Origin of the sequence: Enterococcus sp. AZ141, from assembly GCF_051714385.1 — a bacterium.
Taxonomy (GTDB): domain Bacteria; phylum Bacillota; class Bacilli; order Lactobacillales; family Enterococcaceae; genus Enterococcus_D; species Enterococcus_D entomosocium.
This window is the reverse complement of sequence record NZ_JBIORT010000002.1, coordinates 76,450-94,822: the sequence shown is the minus strand read 5'-3', so window position 1 is coordinate 94,822 and position 18,373 is coordinate 76,450. Positions and strand designations below refer to the sequence as shown.

The 18,373-nt window shown below is 39.5% G+C and carries 20 protein-coding genes; 1 reads left to right on the top strand and 19 read right to left on the bottom strand.

The genetic code is table 11. The features are described from left to right. The 4 genes from IGI89_RS16685 to IGI89_RS16670 form a co-directional block, all read right to left on the bottom strand. On the bottom strand, positions 1-1,350 hold a 1,350-nt coding region (locus IGI89_RS16685; RefSeq protein ID WP_438735912.1), incomplete at its 3' end, for a pectate lyase-like adhesive domain-containing protein. Between the two features lie 13 nt (positions 1,351-1,363). Further along, the gene (locus tag IGI89_RS16680; RefSeq protein ID WP_429962094.1) at positions 1,364-2,392 is read right to left on the bottom strand and encodes a DUF916 and DUF3324 domain-containing protein; all 1,029 of its coding nucleotides are present in this window, start codon (positions 2,390-2,392) and stop codon (positions 1,364-1,366) included. A gap of 91 nt (positions 2,393-2,483) precedes the next feature. Then, entirely contained in the window at positions 2,484-3,284 is an 801-nt protein-coding gene (locus IGI89_RS16675) for a WxL domain-containing protein (protein ID WP_429962095.1), read from the bottom strand. A 19-nt stretch (positions 3,285-3,303) separates the two neighbouring features. Continuing rightward, the gene (locus IGI89_RS16670; protein ID WP_429962096.1) at positions 3,304-3,615 is read right to left on the bottom strand and encodes an LPXTG cell wall anchor domain-containing protein; all 312 of its coding nucleotides are present in this window, start codon (positions 3,613-3,615) and stop codon (positions 3,304-3,306) included. Between the two features lie 704 nt (positions 3,616-4,319). Here IGI89_RS16670 and IGI89_RS16665 point away from each other — a divergent pair. Further along, a complete protein-coding gene (locus IGI89_RS16665; protein WP_438735911.1) occupies positions 4,320-4,844 on the top strand; it encodes a GNAT family N-acetyltransferase in 525 nt (174 codons plus the stop codon). Between the two features lie 193 nt (positions 4,845-5,037). On the opposite strand, the gene IGI89_RS16660 is transcribed toward IGI89_RS16665, so the two are convergent. The 15 genes from IGI89_RS16660 to IGI89_RS16590 form a co-directional block, all read right to left on the bottom strand. After that, on the bottom strand, positions 5,038-5,424 hold the full coding sequence (locus IGI89_RS16660) for a DUF6075 family protein (protein ID WP_438735910.1): 387 nt from the start codon (positions 5,422-5,424) through the stop codon (positions 5,038-5,040). Positions 5,425-5,466: 42 nt separating this feature from the next. Then, positions 5,467-5,823, bottom strand: a complete 357-nt coding sequence (locus tag IGI89_RS16655; protein ID WP_438735909.1) for a hypothetical protein — start codon at positions 5,821-5,823, stop codon at positions 5,467-5,469. Further along, positions 5,780-6,025: a hypothetical protein gene (locus tag IGI89_RS16650; RefSeq protein ID WP_271773087.1), complete on the bottom strand. Its 246-nt coding sequence runs from the start codon at positions 6,023-6,025 to the stop codon at positions 5,780-5,782. The genes IGI89_RS16655 and IGI89_RS16650 overlap by 44 nt, the downstream gene beginning before the upstream one ends. A 27-nt stretch (positions 6,026-6,052) precedes the next feature. Further along, a complete protein-coding gene (locus IGI89_RS16645) occupies positions 6,053-6,715 on the bottom strand; it encodes a DUF2786 domain-containing protein (RefSeq protein ID WP_438735908.1) in 663 nt (220 codons plus the stop codon). 98 nt (positions 6,716-6,813) lie between these two features. Next, positions 6,814-6,993, bottom strand: coding sequence for a hypothetical protein (locus tag IGI89_RS16640; protein WP_010748127.1), 180 nt, complete (start codon positions 6,991-6,993; stop codon positions 6,814-6,816). Positions 6,994-7,085: 92 nt separating this feature from the next. Continuing rightward, complete coding sequence (locus IGI89_RS16635; protein WP_438735907.1) at positions 7,086-7,415, bottom strand: hypothetical protein; 330 nt, start codon at positions 7,413-7,415, stop codon at positions 7,086-7,088. Between the two features lie 44 nt (positions 7,416-7,459). Next, positions 7,460-7,663 carry a hypothetical protein gene (locus tag IGI89_RS16630; protein WP_086373464.1) on the bottom strand — a complete coding sequence of 68 codons (204 nt, stop codon included), beginning with the start codon at positions 7,661-7,663 and terminating at the stop codon, positions 7,460-7,462. Between the two features lie 293 nt (positions 7,664-7,956). Next, positions 7,957-8,709 (bottom strand): DNA-methyltransferase, encoded by a 753-nt coding sequence (locus tag IGI89_RS16625; protein WP_144772127.1) that lies wholly within the window; start codon positions 8,707-8,709, stop codon positions 7,957-7,959. A gap of 112 nt (positions 8,710-8,821) precedes the next feature. Beyond that, positions 8,822-10,279, bottom strand: coding sequence for a DNA (cytosine-5-)-methyltransferase (gene dcm / locus IGI89_RS16620; RefSeq protein ID WP_438735906.1), 1,458 nt, complete (start codon positions 10,277-10,279; stop codon positions 8,822-8,824). Between the two features lie 356 nt (positions 10,280-10,635). Further along, entirely contained in the window at positions 10,636-10,779 is a 144-nt protein-coding gene (locus IGI89_RS16615; protein WP_080542687.1) for a putative holin-like toxin, read from the bottom strand. A gap of 229 nt (positions 10,780-11,008) precedes the next feature. Further along, a complete protein-coding gene (locus IGI89_RS16610) occupies positions 11,009-11,488 on the bottom strand; it encodes a transcriptional regulator (protein ID WP_140966463.1) in 480 nt (159 codons plus the stop codon). Positions 11,489-11,596: 108 nt separating this feature from the next. Then, positions 11,597-12,061, bottom strand: coding sequence for a single-stranded DNA-binding protein (gene ssb, locus IGI89_RS16605; protein ID WP_142975802.1), 465 nt, complete (start codon positions 12,059-12,061; stop codon positions 11,597-11,599). Further along, a complete protein-coding gene (locus tag IGI89_RS16600; protein ID WP_438735904.1) occupies positions 12,058-14,238 on the bottom strand; it encodes a DNA topoisomerase 3 in 2,181 nt (726 codons plus the stop codon). The genes ssb and IGI89_RS16600 overlap by 4 nt, the downstream gene beginning before the upstream one ends. A gap of 61 nt (positions 14,239-14,299) precedes the next feature. Beyond that, positions 14,300-14,713, bottom strand: coding sequence for a lysostaphin resistance A-like protein (locus IGI89_RS16595; RefSeq protein WP_438735903.1), 414 nt, complete (start codon positions 14,711-14,713; stop codon positions 14,300-14,302). A 13-nt stretch (positions 14,714-14,726) separates the two neighbouring features. Next, on the bottom strand, positions 14,727-18,149 hold the full coding sequence (locus IGI89_RS16590) for a DUF3991 domain-containing protein (protein WP_438735902.1): 3,423 nt from the start codon (positions 18,147-18,149) through the stop codon (positions 14,727-14,729). Between the last annotated feature and the right edge of the window lie 224 nt (positions 18,150-18,373).

Here is an 18,373-nt window from a genome sequence, read left to right as displayed (position 1 = left end):
GGCATTGACAGAATGCCAAGATGACTTAGGCGTAGAAGAATTCATTGCCATTGTCAGTCTATTTGCATTTATTATAATCCTGCTGGAAGAGTCAGATTCAATAGGTTTTATACCATTATTGGCAACACCATCCCTAGATGATATATAGCTTCTTCTATCTGGTGCTGGAGTTATAGTTAGTGTTCCACTACGAACCAAAGATATCGCAGGACCAACCCAAGGTGAAGACAAGTCAAAGTATCCTCTTAGATTAATATATTGAGCATGAATAATAGATGCATTGTTATTATATGCTGCAAGCATATTATTTATATCAACTAGACCGCTACCATTATGTTTAATAATAGGATCATTGCTGTCTCCCCCCAATAAAGAAAAATCACTTACTTCTAAAGTAGCTGCTCCACTCAGCTCTAAATTATTGTTAGAGCCAGACATATTGAGTACTACACGAGCTTGAGTTGCGGGTCTGCCTATAATATTCACCGAGGTGTTTCTGGTGTTTAATGAACTTCCTAAAATCGAGCCAGAAAAGGAAATTGACTCAGTAAGTACTATTGAGGAAGTATTTCGGTCATTCCATGCACTTCTAAATTGAGACCAATTTCTAATTGGAGCTGACCTTGTCTGAGGATCAACAGAGGCTTTCAAAATCCGATTTGTTTCTGTTTGAATTAGTTCTTCGGGTATCGATAGGTTCTTCTCAGCTGCAATTACTGGTTGAACTGCAACGGGAATATCACTCATCACTTCTGCATCTTGACTTTCAAGTGGCGGCTCCTTGAAATCAGTATTTTCTTGATCCTTTATATCAGAAGATTTCTGGACCTCTGATTTTAGAGTGCTTTCCTCTACTTCTAAATAGAAATGATCCGCGTCATGATCGACAGTCAAGAAGTAGTTTCCCGCTGTCTCAAACACCACAGGAAGAGTAAATTCTGTTTGTTGTCCTTTGGTGTGAAGCGTCCAGTACTCTCCATGGGAATGCGTGATGGACTCCCCATCAGAAAAATAACTTGCCAATACTTGGCCTTCCTTCGGTATCCGTACTAGAACCTCATCTGCAGGATAGGTACTTGTAAAACGTAAGATAACCGGTTGATTTGTGCCTGTCCGAGAAGTCTTTTCTACAAATGAAAACTCTTGAATTGCTGGTGGTGCTTCCTCGACCGGTGTAACAGTATTGGTACTAATTGCTACATAATCTGGTAGATGGCTGCGAAAAGCAGTGAGTGCCTGCTCATCTACTGGTCCATTCGTTTCTGCATAGCCCTGTGTGATTCCCGATGGTATCACTTGTGCCAATAGTAAGAGTGTAGTACATACTACTGCTTGTTTGCGAAAGTTCACGCTACATTCCTCCTTACTCTTTTTCTTGCCTTCTTTTCTTTGAAGCGAAATAAAGCAGAATCACAACCAATAGAATCAATAAACTAATGGTTCCGATCATCCACCAATTTGGGCTATTGTCGATCATGACGTCTTCCCGGTTTAACTTACGGGCATCGTCGGCATCGATCGTAAACTCACGAGTCCAAGACCATTCATTGTCTCCCGACTTTGCGGTTAGTTCTAACACGTAGTTCCCGCTTCGAAAACGGTCGCCCTCTAAGGAAATCGGAAAGTTGAAATTCGAATTAGGCGCCATCTGCATCATTTCTTTACTGGCCTCATAGAGAACGTCGCTCTCTCCTGCTCGTTTGACTGTTGCCTCCACTTCCAAGCGATTCACAAAAGCCGGTGTAAAGTTTTGCAAGGTCGCACTGATCACATTCCGATAGTTCAACTGGTCCGCAAAGACATCTAATAGTTCCAACTCTGGCTGTACAGAATCGCTGGTATTACTGACGACCACACCTATCACATGGGCAAATTCATTCTTGATCGCGACTCCTTCTCCTTCTGGGGCATCACTTTCTTCCTCATCTTTTATTTCGGTGATTCGTAAACCGCCGGCTAAATACCCTTCAAAGGCGTCTTTCGGCATCTGTAAAGGAATATCTATGATCTTTGTTTCTTTTCCCTCCAGTGTAATGACCTCCGAAGGGGTCATCAAATCATCTAAGGAATGGATCAAGGTCGGGTCTGCTGCTTTGGCATCTTTGCCATACTCGACATTCCCTAAAGTATTGGTATAAGCAGTATGCGGCGTTACTTGAACGTTGATTGGTTCTGAACTGGAATTGCCGACTTTCAACTGCAGGGTCTCTTTTTGACCCGGAGCGAGTAACAGCTCATAATACCCTTTGCTTTCATCTACTTGGCTTTCTGGAAAAAGCGGAGTGACATGTGTATTCAAGGCAGTCTCTTCGGCTTGTGCCGAAAGTGGGAAGAAAAAGAAGAGTACTGCTAGTAGCCACAGTCTTCTTGGCATAGCTTGTTTGTGTCTCATTTATCATAATCCTTTCTAAAAAAAGCAGCGCCACAGAGATCTGCAACGCTGCCAGTGACTAATAGAACACGGAAAAGGAACGGTTTACTTCTTATAATTCATTATCAGGAGTTAATTCTAATTCCCATGTCAAGGTAGAGGTATACGTTACCGCATCTTTGGCGGTTGAACCTGGTACGAATAGTTGAATCGCCTCATTCTCCACAACAGCTGCGCCGTCGTCTACTTGTTTTGCGATCGCATCATGATCTCCCCAAACAGCAGTTGAGGTACCGGCACCTTTGTGATTTGCTGCCGTCATAATCGGTACGGCATCATTATTTGGAATCAATTCCAACCCGCTTGCGTGAATGGTCGGCGCCTGAGCGTCATCATTGACACTGTAACGAAGGGTCGGATCGAACAACGTAATTTTTGCGCCTTTTAACACATTATTTAATGTATCCGTAGGTGCTTGGAATTCCGTTAGACTGACACTCAATTCCCAGCCTTCATTGGTACCGCGAGTGTCTTGGACTTGTGCCAAACTGACATAAGGAACTTTATTCTCTTCACCGGTCGTGCCTGTTTTTTGTTGCATCTCAGCGACCATGTTATAATGCTCATCCGTAGTTGAGATAATTTGTGAACCGAAGTTCATGGTTGGTACAGTGGCGATCGTTAAAGGCCCTTTGTTTTCTCCATCCGGACCCGTGACTGGCGGAATAGTTACATCTGGACCCTCATCACCAGGATCAACGATCGTATCGTCATTCCCTGGTGTAAAAGTAATTTGACCATCAGTAGTTGTTTTACGAACTTCTTTTGTATCCTCTTCAGCGAAGGCTTGTACGCCTCCGGCAAAGATCGTTGTTGATAATGCAGCTACAGTTGCTAAACGGATAAATTTCATTCTTTATTCCTGCTTTCATTCAATTATTTTTTTGTGTTGCTCTTCTTCTTTTGTCCCCTACAACCACTAAGACACCGACCACTAAGAAACTGCCGACCCAACCAGCAAATGACCCTTCGGTCATATTCGTTTGGGGTAATGAGCCACCTGGTTTTTGCGGACTGGTACTTGGGGGTGGATCGGGCGGACCGATCGGTTTGTACGCCCCGGTAAATCCAACAGATCCTTCTGACTCGACGGATTGGACCTGTGTACCATAGACGGACAGTGGAAATTGAAGTGCCAAAAACACTGCGAGCATCCCAATCAAACGTCCAACCGTTTTATGCATCTTCCCTCCTCCTTTAAATAGTCGTCTCAAAAATCTTCGTTTTTTAGATTGGTCATTCCATATATCTGTCAAATCTAAGAAACCTTAATTTAACAACAATTATTTTGGCATTCGACCTGTTCGAATGCCTTTTTTTCTGCAAACCCAAAAACGAAGGTTTTTAATACATGAGAATAAACAAATAAGGCTCAATAGCAAACCTTTCTTGCATCTCCTAGATTACAAGATTCTTTATTAAATGAATAATCGAAATTTTCACTTCGACACGCAAATTTAGAAAAACGGACATAAAATAAAGAAGAAGTAAAGCGAGCTCCACTAGAAAAAGGAATGTTTCCAGACTACTACAACGATCCACTAAATCATGCAAATTGCAAAAAAAGAAGGATCAAAAACTTTTAAGTTTCTGACCCTGTTGATGGATTGTTCTAAAAATCCATAGACTCCAATTTAATTAGATCCTGTCAGATACATTAGTACAGTCCAGCAGCTTATATTTTACTTAAAATATATTTTGATGATAAGTAATCATTTGAGTTGAGTTAAATAATTTGATAAAAACTATTGAAAATTTGTAATAGTAATGAGTTAAGGTATAATGATATTGAAAAAAAGTGGATAAAATATACTTTCCAAGATTAGTGAATAATCTTGGATTAAAAATAAATAAGATGTTTAATTATGTTAGATTAAGGAGAAGAAATATGAATCTAGAAAGTGATCGAATGAAATTTAAAGAAATAAATTCAGAAAATAAAGGGTTACTAAAAGCAATAATTCAAGATAAAAATTTAATGATGTTAGGATGGGGGAAAACATATTCTGAATCTGAAGTTGATTTATGGGTTGAAAAAATAATTAGTCAATATGGTGAATATGGAACGAGCTATTATTTTATTGATAAAAAAGATACTGCAGAAAATATTGGAATTGTTGGTATTTTACCTACTTGTATTGAAAATAAAGAAGTCTTTGAGATTGCATATATTGTAAAAGAAGAATTTCAAGGTAATGGATATGCTACTGAAGGAATTCGAGAGTTAATTCAACACTTCTTTCAAAAGCAAGAAGGAAAAGAAGTATTAGCACAATTTGTTCCAGAAAACGTTTCTTCTGAAAAAGTTGCTAAGAAATTAGGTATGAATTATAAATTTTCATATCAAAGAGATTATAATGATGAAATCAAAGAACATATAGTATACGGAATAACTAATCAGCTTATTGATTGACAAAATCAAAAGTTGTATTGTTTTGAAAAGCGGATTTCGAGTTATGAAAATATTCAAGCAGGATTTGCTAATATCTATGCAAGCGTAATGCAAAATTCAAACTAATCAAGACTTTTAACATCGAATTCAAAAAAAGGGAACGCAACTTATTTAAGTTATGTTCCCTTTTTATATTCCCAGAACGATAAGTTAATCAATAATATTGCAGCCTAATATCGATTGCATTCTTAGCCAGCTGATAACCAGCTTCATCAACACCAGAAAATACTTCTAATGGCGAAATATTATACCTCTTCCCGTCTTCGAATTCATAGAAATCTTGATTGGTAAACAAGTTATAGGCTAAAGCAACCAGTCGTTGCTCCCCACCGGACAAAGTACCATCAAACCATAGGTCACTATTGATTTCTTTTTGGACAAAATTAACCATCGAGCGACGTTGGTTAAATAATCTTTCATCACCAGTGAAGATAAAAACCAAACTACGCCAATAAGGATCCCGAAGATCCGTAAAACTCAATTCATCCATCATAAAATTAAATCTGGCAATGTGTTCTTTGTTTAGAAATAATTCCTCCATTATTGTTCCTCCTCTAATCAGTTTTGACCGTTCCTTCAGTGATTATTCGAACGTCACTTTTGCAATTTCAAAATCAAAATACTTTCCGGATACCCAGTCTTCATGACCGCTATCTGTAAAAGTTTTGCGGATCACATCCTCTTCATCATTTAGCGCAAGTATGGCATCAAGGATTGTCTTTGCTTCGTTCTCCTTAAAAATACCTAACTCTTCTTTTCTTTGCGTAAATTGCAAGTTTTCAACCGTCGCAGCGTTACTTAAAAAGCCCATCAACTCCTTAGAAAAATGGTTTAAAACGATCACTGTCCAAACTTTTTCTTTTCTATCTTCAATAGAAACTAGTTTACCACATACATCATTTTTCATTCGGTTTGACCAGGATAAAGTGATCTCTTCCATCGACCTTCTGGTACTCCCGTTGACACGCTTTACATAAATATTGACCATTAGGATAAAGAAAGTCACCTTTTCTTACATAAACTCGTTTTGCTAACTCACCACAATCACATTTGATCCAACTAGGCGGCCAGTATAAGCGCCGATTGTAGGGCGTTATTGGTACTTTCCATTGTCCACCGTAACATTGTCTTTCTGCAGCCATCCTTATAAGTCTCCTTTCAACATACGATTAAGCACCTAATCGATCCTTATCTTTAAAACGGACACCTTCTGCATAACCGGAGTAAAATGCTTCCCGATCCTTCACGTTGTGAGAGGTATCTTTACCAGGTACCAGCCCAATTTTTTCGACTTCAGCCTGAACCACTTCAGGCACTTGTAAAGCCAATTCATAGCCGTTTGCTAGCACTTGTTTTCGAAATGTTTGCGACAAACCTTCCAAATATCCTTCCAAATAGTCTTGTTTTAACTGCCATTTCCGTTTGTATTTTCGTCTGATCTCAGGTAACTGAAGAAACTGCCTTGCACAATAGCTGGCACTGCCACGAGCATACTCAAACGTGATTTGAGCAATTTGTACATCGGACATGATCCCAACAAAGTGAAGTTCAATCGGTTTTCCGGACACATAGTAATACCGGACACGAAAATTTTTAGCAATGATCCTCGCTAATCGGTAAAGCCATTTTTGTGGCCGGCCTTCATAAATCACCGTATTGATCACTGCTTCTGACTTTTGTTCTTGCTTATAATAAAAAACGTCTGATTCATCGATATTATGCTGAAGCATCAACTCTTGTGCTTTTGCTAAGGCTGACATCGACTCTTCGTCATTGGCATCATTGGCAAGAGCTAATAATTTTACGATTTTCTTTTTGGCTTTTTCATCCATTGGATTTCACCTTTTGTCTGATTTTAGTTTACCACGTATTAGATAACGGTTTCACTGATAAGTGATAGCACTTCAATGAAATAGAAAATAAAGTGCGGTCACTTTCTGAGCGCAGGAATCTCAAATCCCGCTTTTTCTTGCTCAAGCAACATATCTAAAGCGATACACATTAATTTCGATTCACTTTTCTTGTACTTGGTGTTCAAGTGCTTCAGTCCCTGCTTCCTCTTTTCATTAAGCGTTACAGGAAGACGTGTATTTCCTTTTGCAATGGCCATAACTCGCTCTCCTTCATTGAAACGATCGTAGATTTGATAAATGACGCAGCGAGCGTAAATCACACTCGCCGCAGCTTTGAACGGACTCTTTTCTACTGATTGTTTTTCATGACTTCCTTTGCTTCTTCTGTAAGCGGAAAGACTTTTGCAACAGCCATGCCACAAGGAATTGCCCCTACAGATTCCTCACAAATGACACCAGCTGCTATCAGTACCTCTTCAATGCCCGTATTTTCAGACCACCCTTTGATTGCGACAAAATCTTGTTTGATTCCGATACTCGTGTTCACCGTGGCCGTTACAACCAGCTCTTCTTCAGACTGACCTCTTCTTTTCTTAGTCAATTGAATCGCTACATTGTTATTATCTTCATAGTGATCAAATATCACAGTACATTTTTTCTTATTTAAAACGGCATTCATTATTTTTCCTCCTAGAGATAAGGAGTTACAAGATCAAGCTCTGATTATTCAGTGGTTTCTTCTTTTAATTGATCCGCAAGTTTTGTAAGCTTGGCGGCATTATCAAATCGCATTCTTTCTATAGAAGACCTTTTATGAGCAAGATCTGCAACAGTTGTTGCGGCAACTCCTGATTTTTTTTGAATTTCATACAATGATTTTCCACTTTCAAAAAGCAACCATTCTATTTTATCTTTATCTGCGTACATCTTTTTTCCTCCTGAAAGGAGTATGACAATTAAAACTTGCCACTACTCACAATTATGGTATATTTTGAGTAGTAGCATTCCCGTCAAAGGATTTGTTACTTGCACTTGTTCTGACCCACTCAGAATAAGTGCTTTTTTGATTTTTCAGTAGTGATCCCTCCCTTTTTTATTCGTATACCGGATCTTCAGATAGTTATAGATCCTTTCTAAAAATCAAATATATCGGTATACCGTTGTATTTATTATACCACGGTATACCGATAATGACAATCTATTATCGTCTTTTTTTTATTTTATTCGAAAAGATCCAGCTGGGTCACATTGTTTTGAATCCGATCGATTGCTTTCGTGTAGTACTCGGCATTTGTTTCAAAACCGATAAAGTGACGTTCTGTATTTAGACAAGCAACCGCCGTCGTGCCACTTCCCATGCAGTTGTCTAATATGAGATCTCCTTTCTTAGTGTATGTTTTAACCAGGTATTCCAATAGACTCACTGGTTTTTGAGTTGGATGGAAAGTGTGCATTGATTCTTTATCAAAACGCAAAATATTGTTCGGATAACCTGTGTATTCCTGGACATACGCTTTTTCTGCTAAGGATTCCGACTGATAAATAGACCCTTCCGTGGTGTTTCTGACTCTTATCTTAGGTTGTTGGATCCGTTGCAATCCTTGAGGATAATAGATCGCAGATCCTTTGGAAAATACAGAGATCGTTTCCACTGATCTCATCGGCTGTTTTTTCGCAAATGCAAAGCCGGTCGCCGTATTTTTCATCCAATACCAATCATACTTGTAATCCTTGAAGTTACTCATTCGCAGTTGAGTAGAAAAAGGTTCTGCACCAAATAAAACGATCGCACCTTCAGGTTTTATGACTCGCAAATACTGCGCCCATAAGCGATCCCAAGGCAAGATACTATCCCATGCACAAGCTGTCGTTCCATACGGTAAATCACAGATGATCGCATCGATCGAACCATCTGGTATTCTATTCATTCCTTCTAAACAATCTTCAAAATAAATCGTATCTTTTTGAATCATTTGGTTCATCCTAACGATTCAGGCCTAAATCTTTTATTCAAGTCTTGATACGTTTATTCTACTGATTGATTTGTTGGGTCAATATCCGTTTTTATTGTCAAAAAAGTTGATTTTAGCCAATTTGAAAGTGTTTTGCTATGAAATAAATGACTGATACAGTAACCGAATTTCCAGCTTGTTTGTACAGCTGGCTGTCCGAAGTTTCTTGATCGTATCTGCAGTTATAGTGATCAAGCCCGTTACTGATTATTTCTTCAGCGATCTGCCTATTACCGAATTTCGCTGCCAAAAAGGCCCAATCAGGAAACGACTGCAGTCGCCAACATTCAAGTGGTGTTAGTTTCCGGATCTGAAAATCATCAGTTACTACGGCTTGCTGATCACCTGTAACGACGGTATTTGCGTGCTGATTTCCCACACGTCCCTGACGTTTTGTAGATTTAGGATAAGCGAAATTAATACTATCGCCTGGTAGTGCTGCAGTATAGCCTTTTTTCGTGGCTTCTTTCACCAGTATTTTGGGTTCGTGGCCGCCACCATTCATGGTGGTAAGTGTAGGGCATAACCCATCTACGGAATGGATCGCTGCAGCTGATCGATAGGAACCATCGATCGACCCTGCCACGATAATTCCGTGACGATCTTGTGTGGTTAAGGTAAACATCGGCGCTTCATTTTCCTTCATTCTACGGCCGTTTTGACGAATAGTAGCTTTATCTGGCGTTAGGATCGGGATCGCAATTTTATTTCCTTCTCCTTTGTTTGTGGTGATCGTAGGACTAAGTCCTGAAGCGTCATACACTTGGCCATTCATTCCTCCACCGCTTGGATTGACGTTGCCAACAACGATTTGTTTCGGTGTTTTGTAGTCCGTTGCGGTCAAAGTCCCCATCAGACCGTCCGTATAGTACGTTCTTTCTCGTGTAAATCGACTTAAATCATTCGCTGCATGTGTCGTTCCAGCTAAATGGATCCTTCCTGATTTTTGATCAGCTGATCCTTCTTCTCTTGTGAGAGGAAAAATCTTTTTGGTACCTGCTCCTCTAAGATGTCCGATAATAAATACACGCTCTCTGTTTTGGGCGACAAACTCTTTGCTGTTAAACAGTTGCCACTCCACGTCATACCCCAATTCATCCAGGGTTCGGAGGATCGTCTCAAACGTAGCCCCTCGTTCATGGTTGAGGAGTCCTTTGACGTTTTCAAGGTATAAAAGCTTAGGTCGCAAGATAGATGCGAAGCGTGCAATCTCAAAAAAGAGAGTTCCTCTAGTATCTGAAAAACCTTTTCTTTTTCCTGCAAGGCTGAAAGCTTGGCACGGAAATCCTCCCGTGATAATGTCCACACGTCCGATTCCTCGAATAAATTCATCTGAAAGTTTTGTGATATCATGCATTTCTACCTCCTGTTTTGTGTCAAAAATTGATTGATAACTTTTTCTGGCATGGCCATCGATCTCACAATACCCAACACATCGGTAGCCAGCTTGTTCCATCCCTAAACGAAATCCTCCGATTCCTGAAAAAAGATCTAAAAAGGTGCCTTTATTTTCTGTTGTACCATTTTCCATTGTTCACTCAGTTTCTTCATGCGCATGAAAGGTATTTCAAGTACCTGATGGATTAAGAATACCGAGGAAATGGTTTGTTAAATTTCGGAACAATGGTGGTACTTAGACCTTTTTTTAAGAAAGAAAAGCGATTTTTTTTGCCTTCCACGTTCCAGCCGCCTCCACCACTTAGGAGGGCAAAAAAAATAGACGTGCAAGGCACGTCTGTAGAGCAAAAGGTTGATATTTCGCTGAAATCTTGCTATACTGAATATGTAAAGAGGAGTTGCGCTAACAACTCCCCTACAGCACCATTTAAGACGGTGGCGACATTAGTTATATATAAAAAATAACCGCTGACTCGCTAAAGTAGACGGTTATTTTTTTTTGTCATTTTTCACTGCTGTTAGGATGCCAAAGATGATCGTTGCGATTAAAGAACCGAAACTAATCATTAGCCCTAATGCTTCAGCTACAGACAAAAGGCTTCTCCTTTCTAAAGAGTGAACACTTACTTTCATAAGCATCACCACCTTCCAAAAGATAGCCACCGTCACAAACTTTACTGTACTCATATTATACCATAACCCACGCTAAAAACCTAGATTTATCAAGGTTTTTAGCGTTTTTTTCTCGACATTATTCAAGCAAAAAGCTTGTTCCTTCAGTCGCTCCAGCCACCACCACCGCTCCTTCAGAAACCGTGTTGTTGACACAACCCGAAGTGATCAATAGAAAAAAATACCTGGATCAAGCAGAGATCTCTTGTTCTTTTAATACCAGGATAGACAAAGCATTCGCAAACTGTAGTAAGCTTGATTGAGAATCATCAACGATCACATTTTTCTGATAATGGATCCGATCGCTCACATGATTGATTGATAATCCGTAGACAAAACGCATCAAAAAAATCTTTCGTCTCCGATCGGTGATTTCTGGTTTATATGGATGGCTAATGGCCGTCAGACCCAAAGAAAACAAGTGGTGAAAATAAAGAAACTCTTGTTTGAACTGCTGATTTTCTTGAACAAAGCTAGAGTGTTTGATTTCTGGTATATCTTGGTCTAAGAGCGAATACGTTGAATGGATCGGCGGCATTCTCGTCAATCCCATCCTTTCTCTTGAAACAAGATAACTAGAGAGCATCGATCCGATCTCTCCTTTGGTTTTTTCCCAATCGATCACCTCTTTTTCAGGTAATTCAAATTGGTGAACATCAAATAATCGCACATTATTCCTCTTTTCATGATAGGTGATACAAACAGCTGTCGTTTGAACCTAAATAATTTCTTTTTTAACTCAAAAAAGACCTGGAAAAAGATTCCAGGTCTTTGTTTCTCAAAATGGTAAATCATCATCTGGTAAGTCGATTGCCGAACTGCTTTGTGCAAATGGATCCGTTTCTTGTTTAGGTAGCGGTGGCGGTGTTGGTTTGCTTTTTTCAGCTGTTTCGTTGGATTCATTCGCACGCTGCTCAGACACATCTTTTGACTCCATTAATTGAAACGTCTCTGCCACGATTTCTGTGACGTACACTCGCTGTCCTTGTGGGTTATCGTAAGATCTTGTCTGAATACGTCCAGTCACGCCGAGAAGCGTCCCTTTCTTGGCGTAATTGGCAAGGGTTTCGGCTGGTTTGCGCCAAATGACACAATTGATGAAGTCCGCTTCTCTTTGACCGCTTTGATTGGTAAAATTCCGATTCACGGCCAAAGTGAACGTGGCCACTGCAGCCCCGTTCGGTGTAAATTTTAATTCTGGATCTCTCGTTAATCTTCCTACTAATACGACGTTATTGATCATGCTTTATTCCCTACTTTCTTCGCTTTTTTTGGCGCATTGACAAATGATACAAAAGTGATCTGTCCGGTATCGCTCAACTTGATTTTTGCATTATAGGTCGTCTTGTCTGCTTTTTTGATTCCTGAAACCACGGTTTCTTTCCCGACTAACAAATCCTTCAGATTGGTTTTCGTCAATTTTTTCTTCCGGAACTGATCAGATAACGTAAACGTACAGTCGGGATAATTCGAACAACCGTAGAAAGACTTTTTCAACACCACATTTCCGCCACATTTCGGACATTTACCGATCGTCTGCTTATCAGCTTCTCTTTTGACTTCCGCTTGGTAGGTGTGGAAATTCAACTTCTGAACATCATCTGGCACGTGTTCGATCAAATGCACGATAAACTTCTTGATATTGGCAATAAAGGTCTCTTGATTCCCTTCTTTTTTCCCGATTTTCTTTAAGTATGTTTCCCATTTTGCCGTCATTTCAGCACTCGTCAATAAGTGCTGGCTTTCGACTGCCTGGCACAATAATTTTCCTTTTTCGGTAACAATCAATTTATTTTTTTCTACTTTGATATATTCTTTTTGCTTCAGTGTTTCAATAATGCTCGCACGTGTCGCTTCTGTACCGATTCCTTCGACTTCCTGAAGGATCTTGATCGCTTGTTCATCATCTACGGTCTTATTAGCCGTTTTCATTGCTGTAAGCAACGTGCCTTCAGTAAATGGTTTCGGTGGCTGCGTCTCTTTCTGTACGCTTTTTACCTCCGCTTGAATCGCTTCACCGATCATCACAACTGGTAATGGTTGGCTCTCTTCGTTCTCCTTGTTGGTATCGGCTTTGAATAGGATTTTCCATCCCTCGACTTTTGGCACTTTTCCCGTCGCTTTAAAACAGAGATTTGATACCATAGTTTCTATTACGGTTTCTTCATACGTGTGATCTGGTAAAAACATGGCGATCGTTGTTTTCATGACGAGCAGATAGATTTTCTTTTGTAGATCATCTAATTTATTAAAGACTGACTCACTTGCGACTTGCTTCGTTGGGATAATGGCGTAATGCTCTTGCACCTTACTACCATCGACATATCGCTTTCTTGGCTGATCTTGTGCCATGGGTTCATCTATGGATAAAAAACGGGCATAACTGTCGTAATTCGCTTTTAAGTATTGAAATTCACTGTTTGTAATAAATGGTGTATCTGTTCTTGGATAGCTCAACAATTTTGCTTCATACAGTCCTTGCATGGCTTTCAACGTCTGACTGGCTGTTGCTTTGTACAGCTGATTGATTTTTGACTGCAGGCTGCTCAATGAGAATAAATTGGGACTATTCGTTTTCTTCATTTTTGTTTGAAGATCTTTGATCGTGCCTGATTGTGTGCCGATTGTAGCGCCCTTAGAAGAAACAAAGGAAAGTAGTTCCTCTTTAGTAGAAAAACGTTGTGACGGGCTTAATAGGGCTTTGAACGAGCCATTCGTTGCCTTGATCAATGATTCGATTTCATAAAATGGTTCTTTTTTAAACTGCTCGATCAGTTGTTGGCGTTGATAGATCATGTAAAGCGTTGGTGTTTGTACCCGTCCAAGAGAAAACGTTCCATTTGCCCCTTTTGAACGAAGATTCAACGTGTAAAGCATACTCCCGTTCATGCCAATGAGCCAGTCGGCAATTTGCCGTGTCTGTGCTTCTTGATAAAAAGGATAATAGTCCCTTCCTGGTTTTAAGTTTTGAAACCCACTGCGAATCACATCTTTTTCAAGACTGTTGATCCATAAACGCTTGTATGTTTTTTGTGTAGAAAAAGCGCCTGATTCATGAATGATCGACCAGGCGATATTTTCCCCCTCTCGATCGCTATCTGTTGCAATTATGATCGTATCGGCTTTCTTTAACAGTCCGGAAACGATCTTAAATTGTTTTTTCTTATCAGCTGCGACCTGAAAATCGTATTGTTGCGGAAAGATAGGCAATGCATCCAATGCCCAATTCTTCCATTTTTCATCATAATGTCCTGGTTCTGCTAATTCGACCAAATGACCGAAGCCAAAGGTGATAAAGGTCTCATCTGAAAAAATTGGATCTTGGATCTCAAAAAAGCCATCCTTTTTCACGCTATGCTTAAAAGCACCTGCATAGGAAGCTGCTTGACTTGGTTTTTCAGCTAAAATTACGGTAGTCAATACATAAACACCTCTTTTTTTGTGATTGATAATCAGTATAACGAAAAATGGTTTAGATTTCTTATAAACCAGGAATCAGGGCAATAAAATTATAAGCACTATGAACGATCATCGATCCATAGGCTTTTTTTGTTTTTAGTGAAACCCATGAATAGACCAGGCTGTTTAAAAAATAGGGCAGTAGAAAAACCTGCCCATGTAAAACAGAAAAAATGAAGCTGGAGAAAAAGACTGCAGCTGGTAAATTCGTGCGTCGAATCAAAAAAGGCAATAGTTTGACTCGTATCAAGTATTCTTCAATGATCGGTGCCAATACAATAGAGAACGTTGCGGCAGAAATGGAAATTCCGTGTCTTGCTTCAGGAAGTCTATGAAGATACGTTGAAAAAAATTGTTCGCCGATCCACATACTAAGAAGGGACAGCGCAACGGCCATCCCTATTCCCTGAATGATTGTAAAAATCATTCGTTTCATCCGTTCACCTTCTTTATAAGCTCAATGCTGGTTCAGATTCGAGAGACTTTTTTCTTTGATTTTCGCCCTCGTTTACTTGATAGACCAGCTCATTGTTCCAATCCCATTTTTGAGTTTCTTGTCCGACCGGAGCTTGCGGAAACTCTGCTTGAAATTCAAGCGGTGCTTTTTCTTTTTGATTGAAAGTAAATTGTTGGAACTTATCGAAAAAGGCTTTTCCGGCTTCATCGTTATCGACACACAAGGCAATTTCTTCAATTCCTGAAGGACTGACTTGTTGTGCTTCTTCCAAATAGTGATAAACCGTTTCTGGTTTCAATCCTTCCATAGAAACAAACCAGGTATCTTTAAGATTGCTTTTATTCAAGGACATATAGCTCATAAGATCGACGCCAGCTTCAAAAAACTTCAACTTTTTCGGCTCGCCATTACGTACATTAAATCCGATTTTACTGTCGGATCCTGTCTGAATTTTCTTCCAGGTTGAATCCGGAATCGTACCTTTTTCGCTGCAGCCGGCAATTTTTCCATGATCATTCCATAATAACAAGACATTATTGCGTTTGTCTTGTTGCAAAAGACCCTTATTATGAAGAACAGAAACGATTTCTTCATCAATGCAGCGATCATCGATCAAATACTTCTTCGCACGAACAAAGTCCCGTTCATTATCTTTATTGTAGATAAATTCCCGTTGTTCAGACGGTTCTACATCGGAAATTTCATACTCGCTATCTGTAATATGGTGTACAGCGGATTTAAAATCCTCGATACCAACAACTTTTTGCACGAAATCGATTGGCCCGCCGCCAAAGTTCCCATTATTTTCAATGAACAAGTTCTTATCTGTCGTGATCACTAAGGAATGATTGTCAGCTAGCCGATACTGCTTTTTCGAGTCCTGGATCAAATCGATGCCATTTTTCAAAGCGATATCTAGGATCGATACCGTCTTCGCAAAAGCAATTTGTTCCGAGAACGTTCTGTAAGTCTTTTGTGATTCGGTCAGCTTTTGTTTTTCTACCGTGGGCGCTTTTTCTTGTTCTTGTTGTTCCAATTCTTGATGGATCATCAGTTGCGTATCGATTTGTTCAATCATTTGGCGAGAGAACACTTTCACCTCTTCCATTTGAGCCAATTTATCCTCAACGGTCTGTCCATTCTTTGTCCAAGCCGCAATATACGGAATCGATTCTTCTTTCGTATCAATGCCGTAATGGTGGGCAACGATATACGCAGCCAGCTCCGCTTGAAATTCTTTGACTGAGCTAGAATAAGTCGAATTACTCGCTTTTGAGTGAAGTTTTGCATGTGCCAATTCGTGGATCATGGTTGGCACTTGTTCTGCTTGTGTAAACCGAGGATTCATGAAAAGCATTTCTGAGCCATCGATACCCTGACCATATGCCCCTTTTGCAGTTCCTAACACTGGCGTAACAGTCGTTAGATCATCAATGATCGTTAGGCCTTCTGATAAGGCATAGGTTTCTAATGATTGGTATAACAGTTTTGTGTTTGTGGCTTTCGTCAAATCAAAGTTATAAGGACGATTAGGGAAAATTTTCGGCAGATCATCAGCTGTGGCCGTCGTCTGACTAATATCAAAGACCGGTACGTTTTTGAATGCCCTTCTTTCTTCTGTTTTCAGTTCTCCTTTGAGTATCTTCTCTTTTTGTTGCTTGGTGGCTTTTGATAATGACTGTGAACGTCCCTGTTCGTTGATAAAACATTTATACGTTGTTGGCGCCAAAACCCGTATGGCTTTTTCTCCCTTGCGAATAAAAAAGCCAGCTTCTTTGAATTTTTTCGCACCGGCAACAGCGTGAGCATGAGGTAATTGCTTTTGGATCAGTGCCGTATTTTTTAGTGAGTAATTGTAAAACTTGCTCATAAACGCACCTAGTTCTAAGACGTCTTCCGGATCATCAAAATGATTCTTGATATTTTCCATGGCATCTTTGACGAGTTGGTCGGTTTCTTTTTTTAATTCATCGGCTGATTTTCTTTTTTTGACTGACCGTTTTTCTTCAGAATATTCAATTTTATTTTTAGTATCTGGATTGCTCATTTTGAGTTGCCCTTGTGTCAGCTGCTCTGGCTCTCCTTTATAGTAATCACTCGGATCAAATTCGATCAATCCATGATCAATAGGCACGCCCATATAAACATTATTTTGTTTTTTATAGTCATTCCATTGGCTAATAAAAGAGGAAAGATATTTTGGATTCAATCGGTTATTTACTAAAAAATCATCATTCAATTTCTCTTCAGCTTCTTTATGATCTTGACTGAACCAAATATTTTCTTCAGTTAATTTCGCATTTAAATCAAACTCATAGGACGCTACTGTACTTTTAAAAATATTTTCCTCATCTGTATAGATTCTGAAAAAAGCCCCTTCTGCATGGTTTTCAATTCTTAAATAGTAAGCTGCTTTTGAACGATCGTTTGTTACGGCATTCGTCTTATCTTTTACAGCTAACGATTCAAGCTTTTTATAATAGTCTTGGTTACTATTGACCCCGTCCCCGACGTCTAAACGAAACGCATCGACGATTTCTCCATCTTTAATTTCCTGAAAGTAAAATTTATAATACCCACTTTCCATTGGTCGATCTAAACGTTTGATTTCTTCGATCAAAGGTTGTGAAACGATCTCTCCTTCAAAATTACGAATGCTTTCCGACCCCTCGTTAAATTCCACTCGATAAAAATGGTTCAAGGCAGCTTCTTGATCTTTTGTAGCGTTGAGTACCTCTGTAGTGCCACCCGTTAGTTCGTTTAAAATATCAGTAATGACCGACTGTTCTGCTTCCGTTTTTGCCGCATACCGTTGAGAAGATTCGAATATTCCCGACTCCGTTAATTCAACGGCCAGTTTTCGATAGCCTTTTACAAAGTAGATCATTGGATTTTTTTTCCATTGTGTCAGACGTCCACTTTCAATCATTTTTTGTGCTTGTTCATTCATATGTTTATCCGCCCTTTCTGATCGACGCTTCAATTCTTCTAACTCAACCAGTTGCTTTTCGTATTTCCGAATCGTTGCGGCCGAATACATCGAGTTCCCTTGCTTGGCTTGTTCGATTTCTGCTTTGATCATTGGAATGTTATCAACGCTCATGATCAGACCACCTTGCTTATTTAGGCCGAGTTCTTTGCGTTCATTCTGGTATTCCAGCATCGAGATCCGTTCCTCTTGTGCTTCTATTTCATGAAGCAAAGTTCTAGCCCTACCTTCCAGCTGCTCTTGCCTATTAAAAAAAGACCGGCCGTTTGCTTTGTCATTCATCGGCTGACCGTTTGTTTGTGCTTGATGGTCAAAGACTCTTGAAATTTGCGCACTGTAATCTCTCTTCAGACGTTCCAACTTTCTTTTTGCTCTTGCTAATCGACTATTGTCTATTTCTTGTTGATCATTGGCCTGTTGTTCCATCAACTTTCCCTCCAAAAAAAGACCGGCTTTCGCCGATCTTCTTTTTTATTCTGCTATTTACTAATTGAAAGTAACTCTACCAATTTTTAAATTGTTCTATCAGTTTCCTTGAAGGTGGTTTACGATCAATTTTCTACATACTTAGTTTATTTAGTATAATAAAGTTTAAACTTTACATATGTTTTTCTTGTACAAGGATTAGTTCTTCTTGTCTATGATAAAAT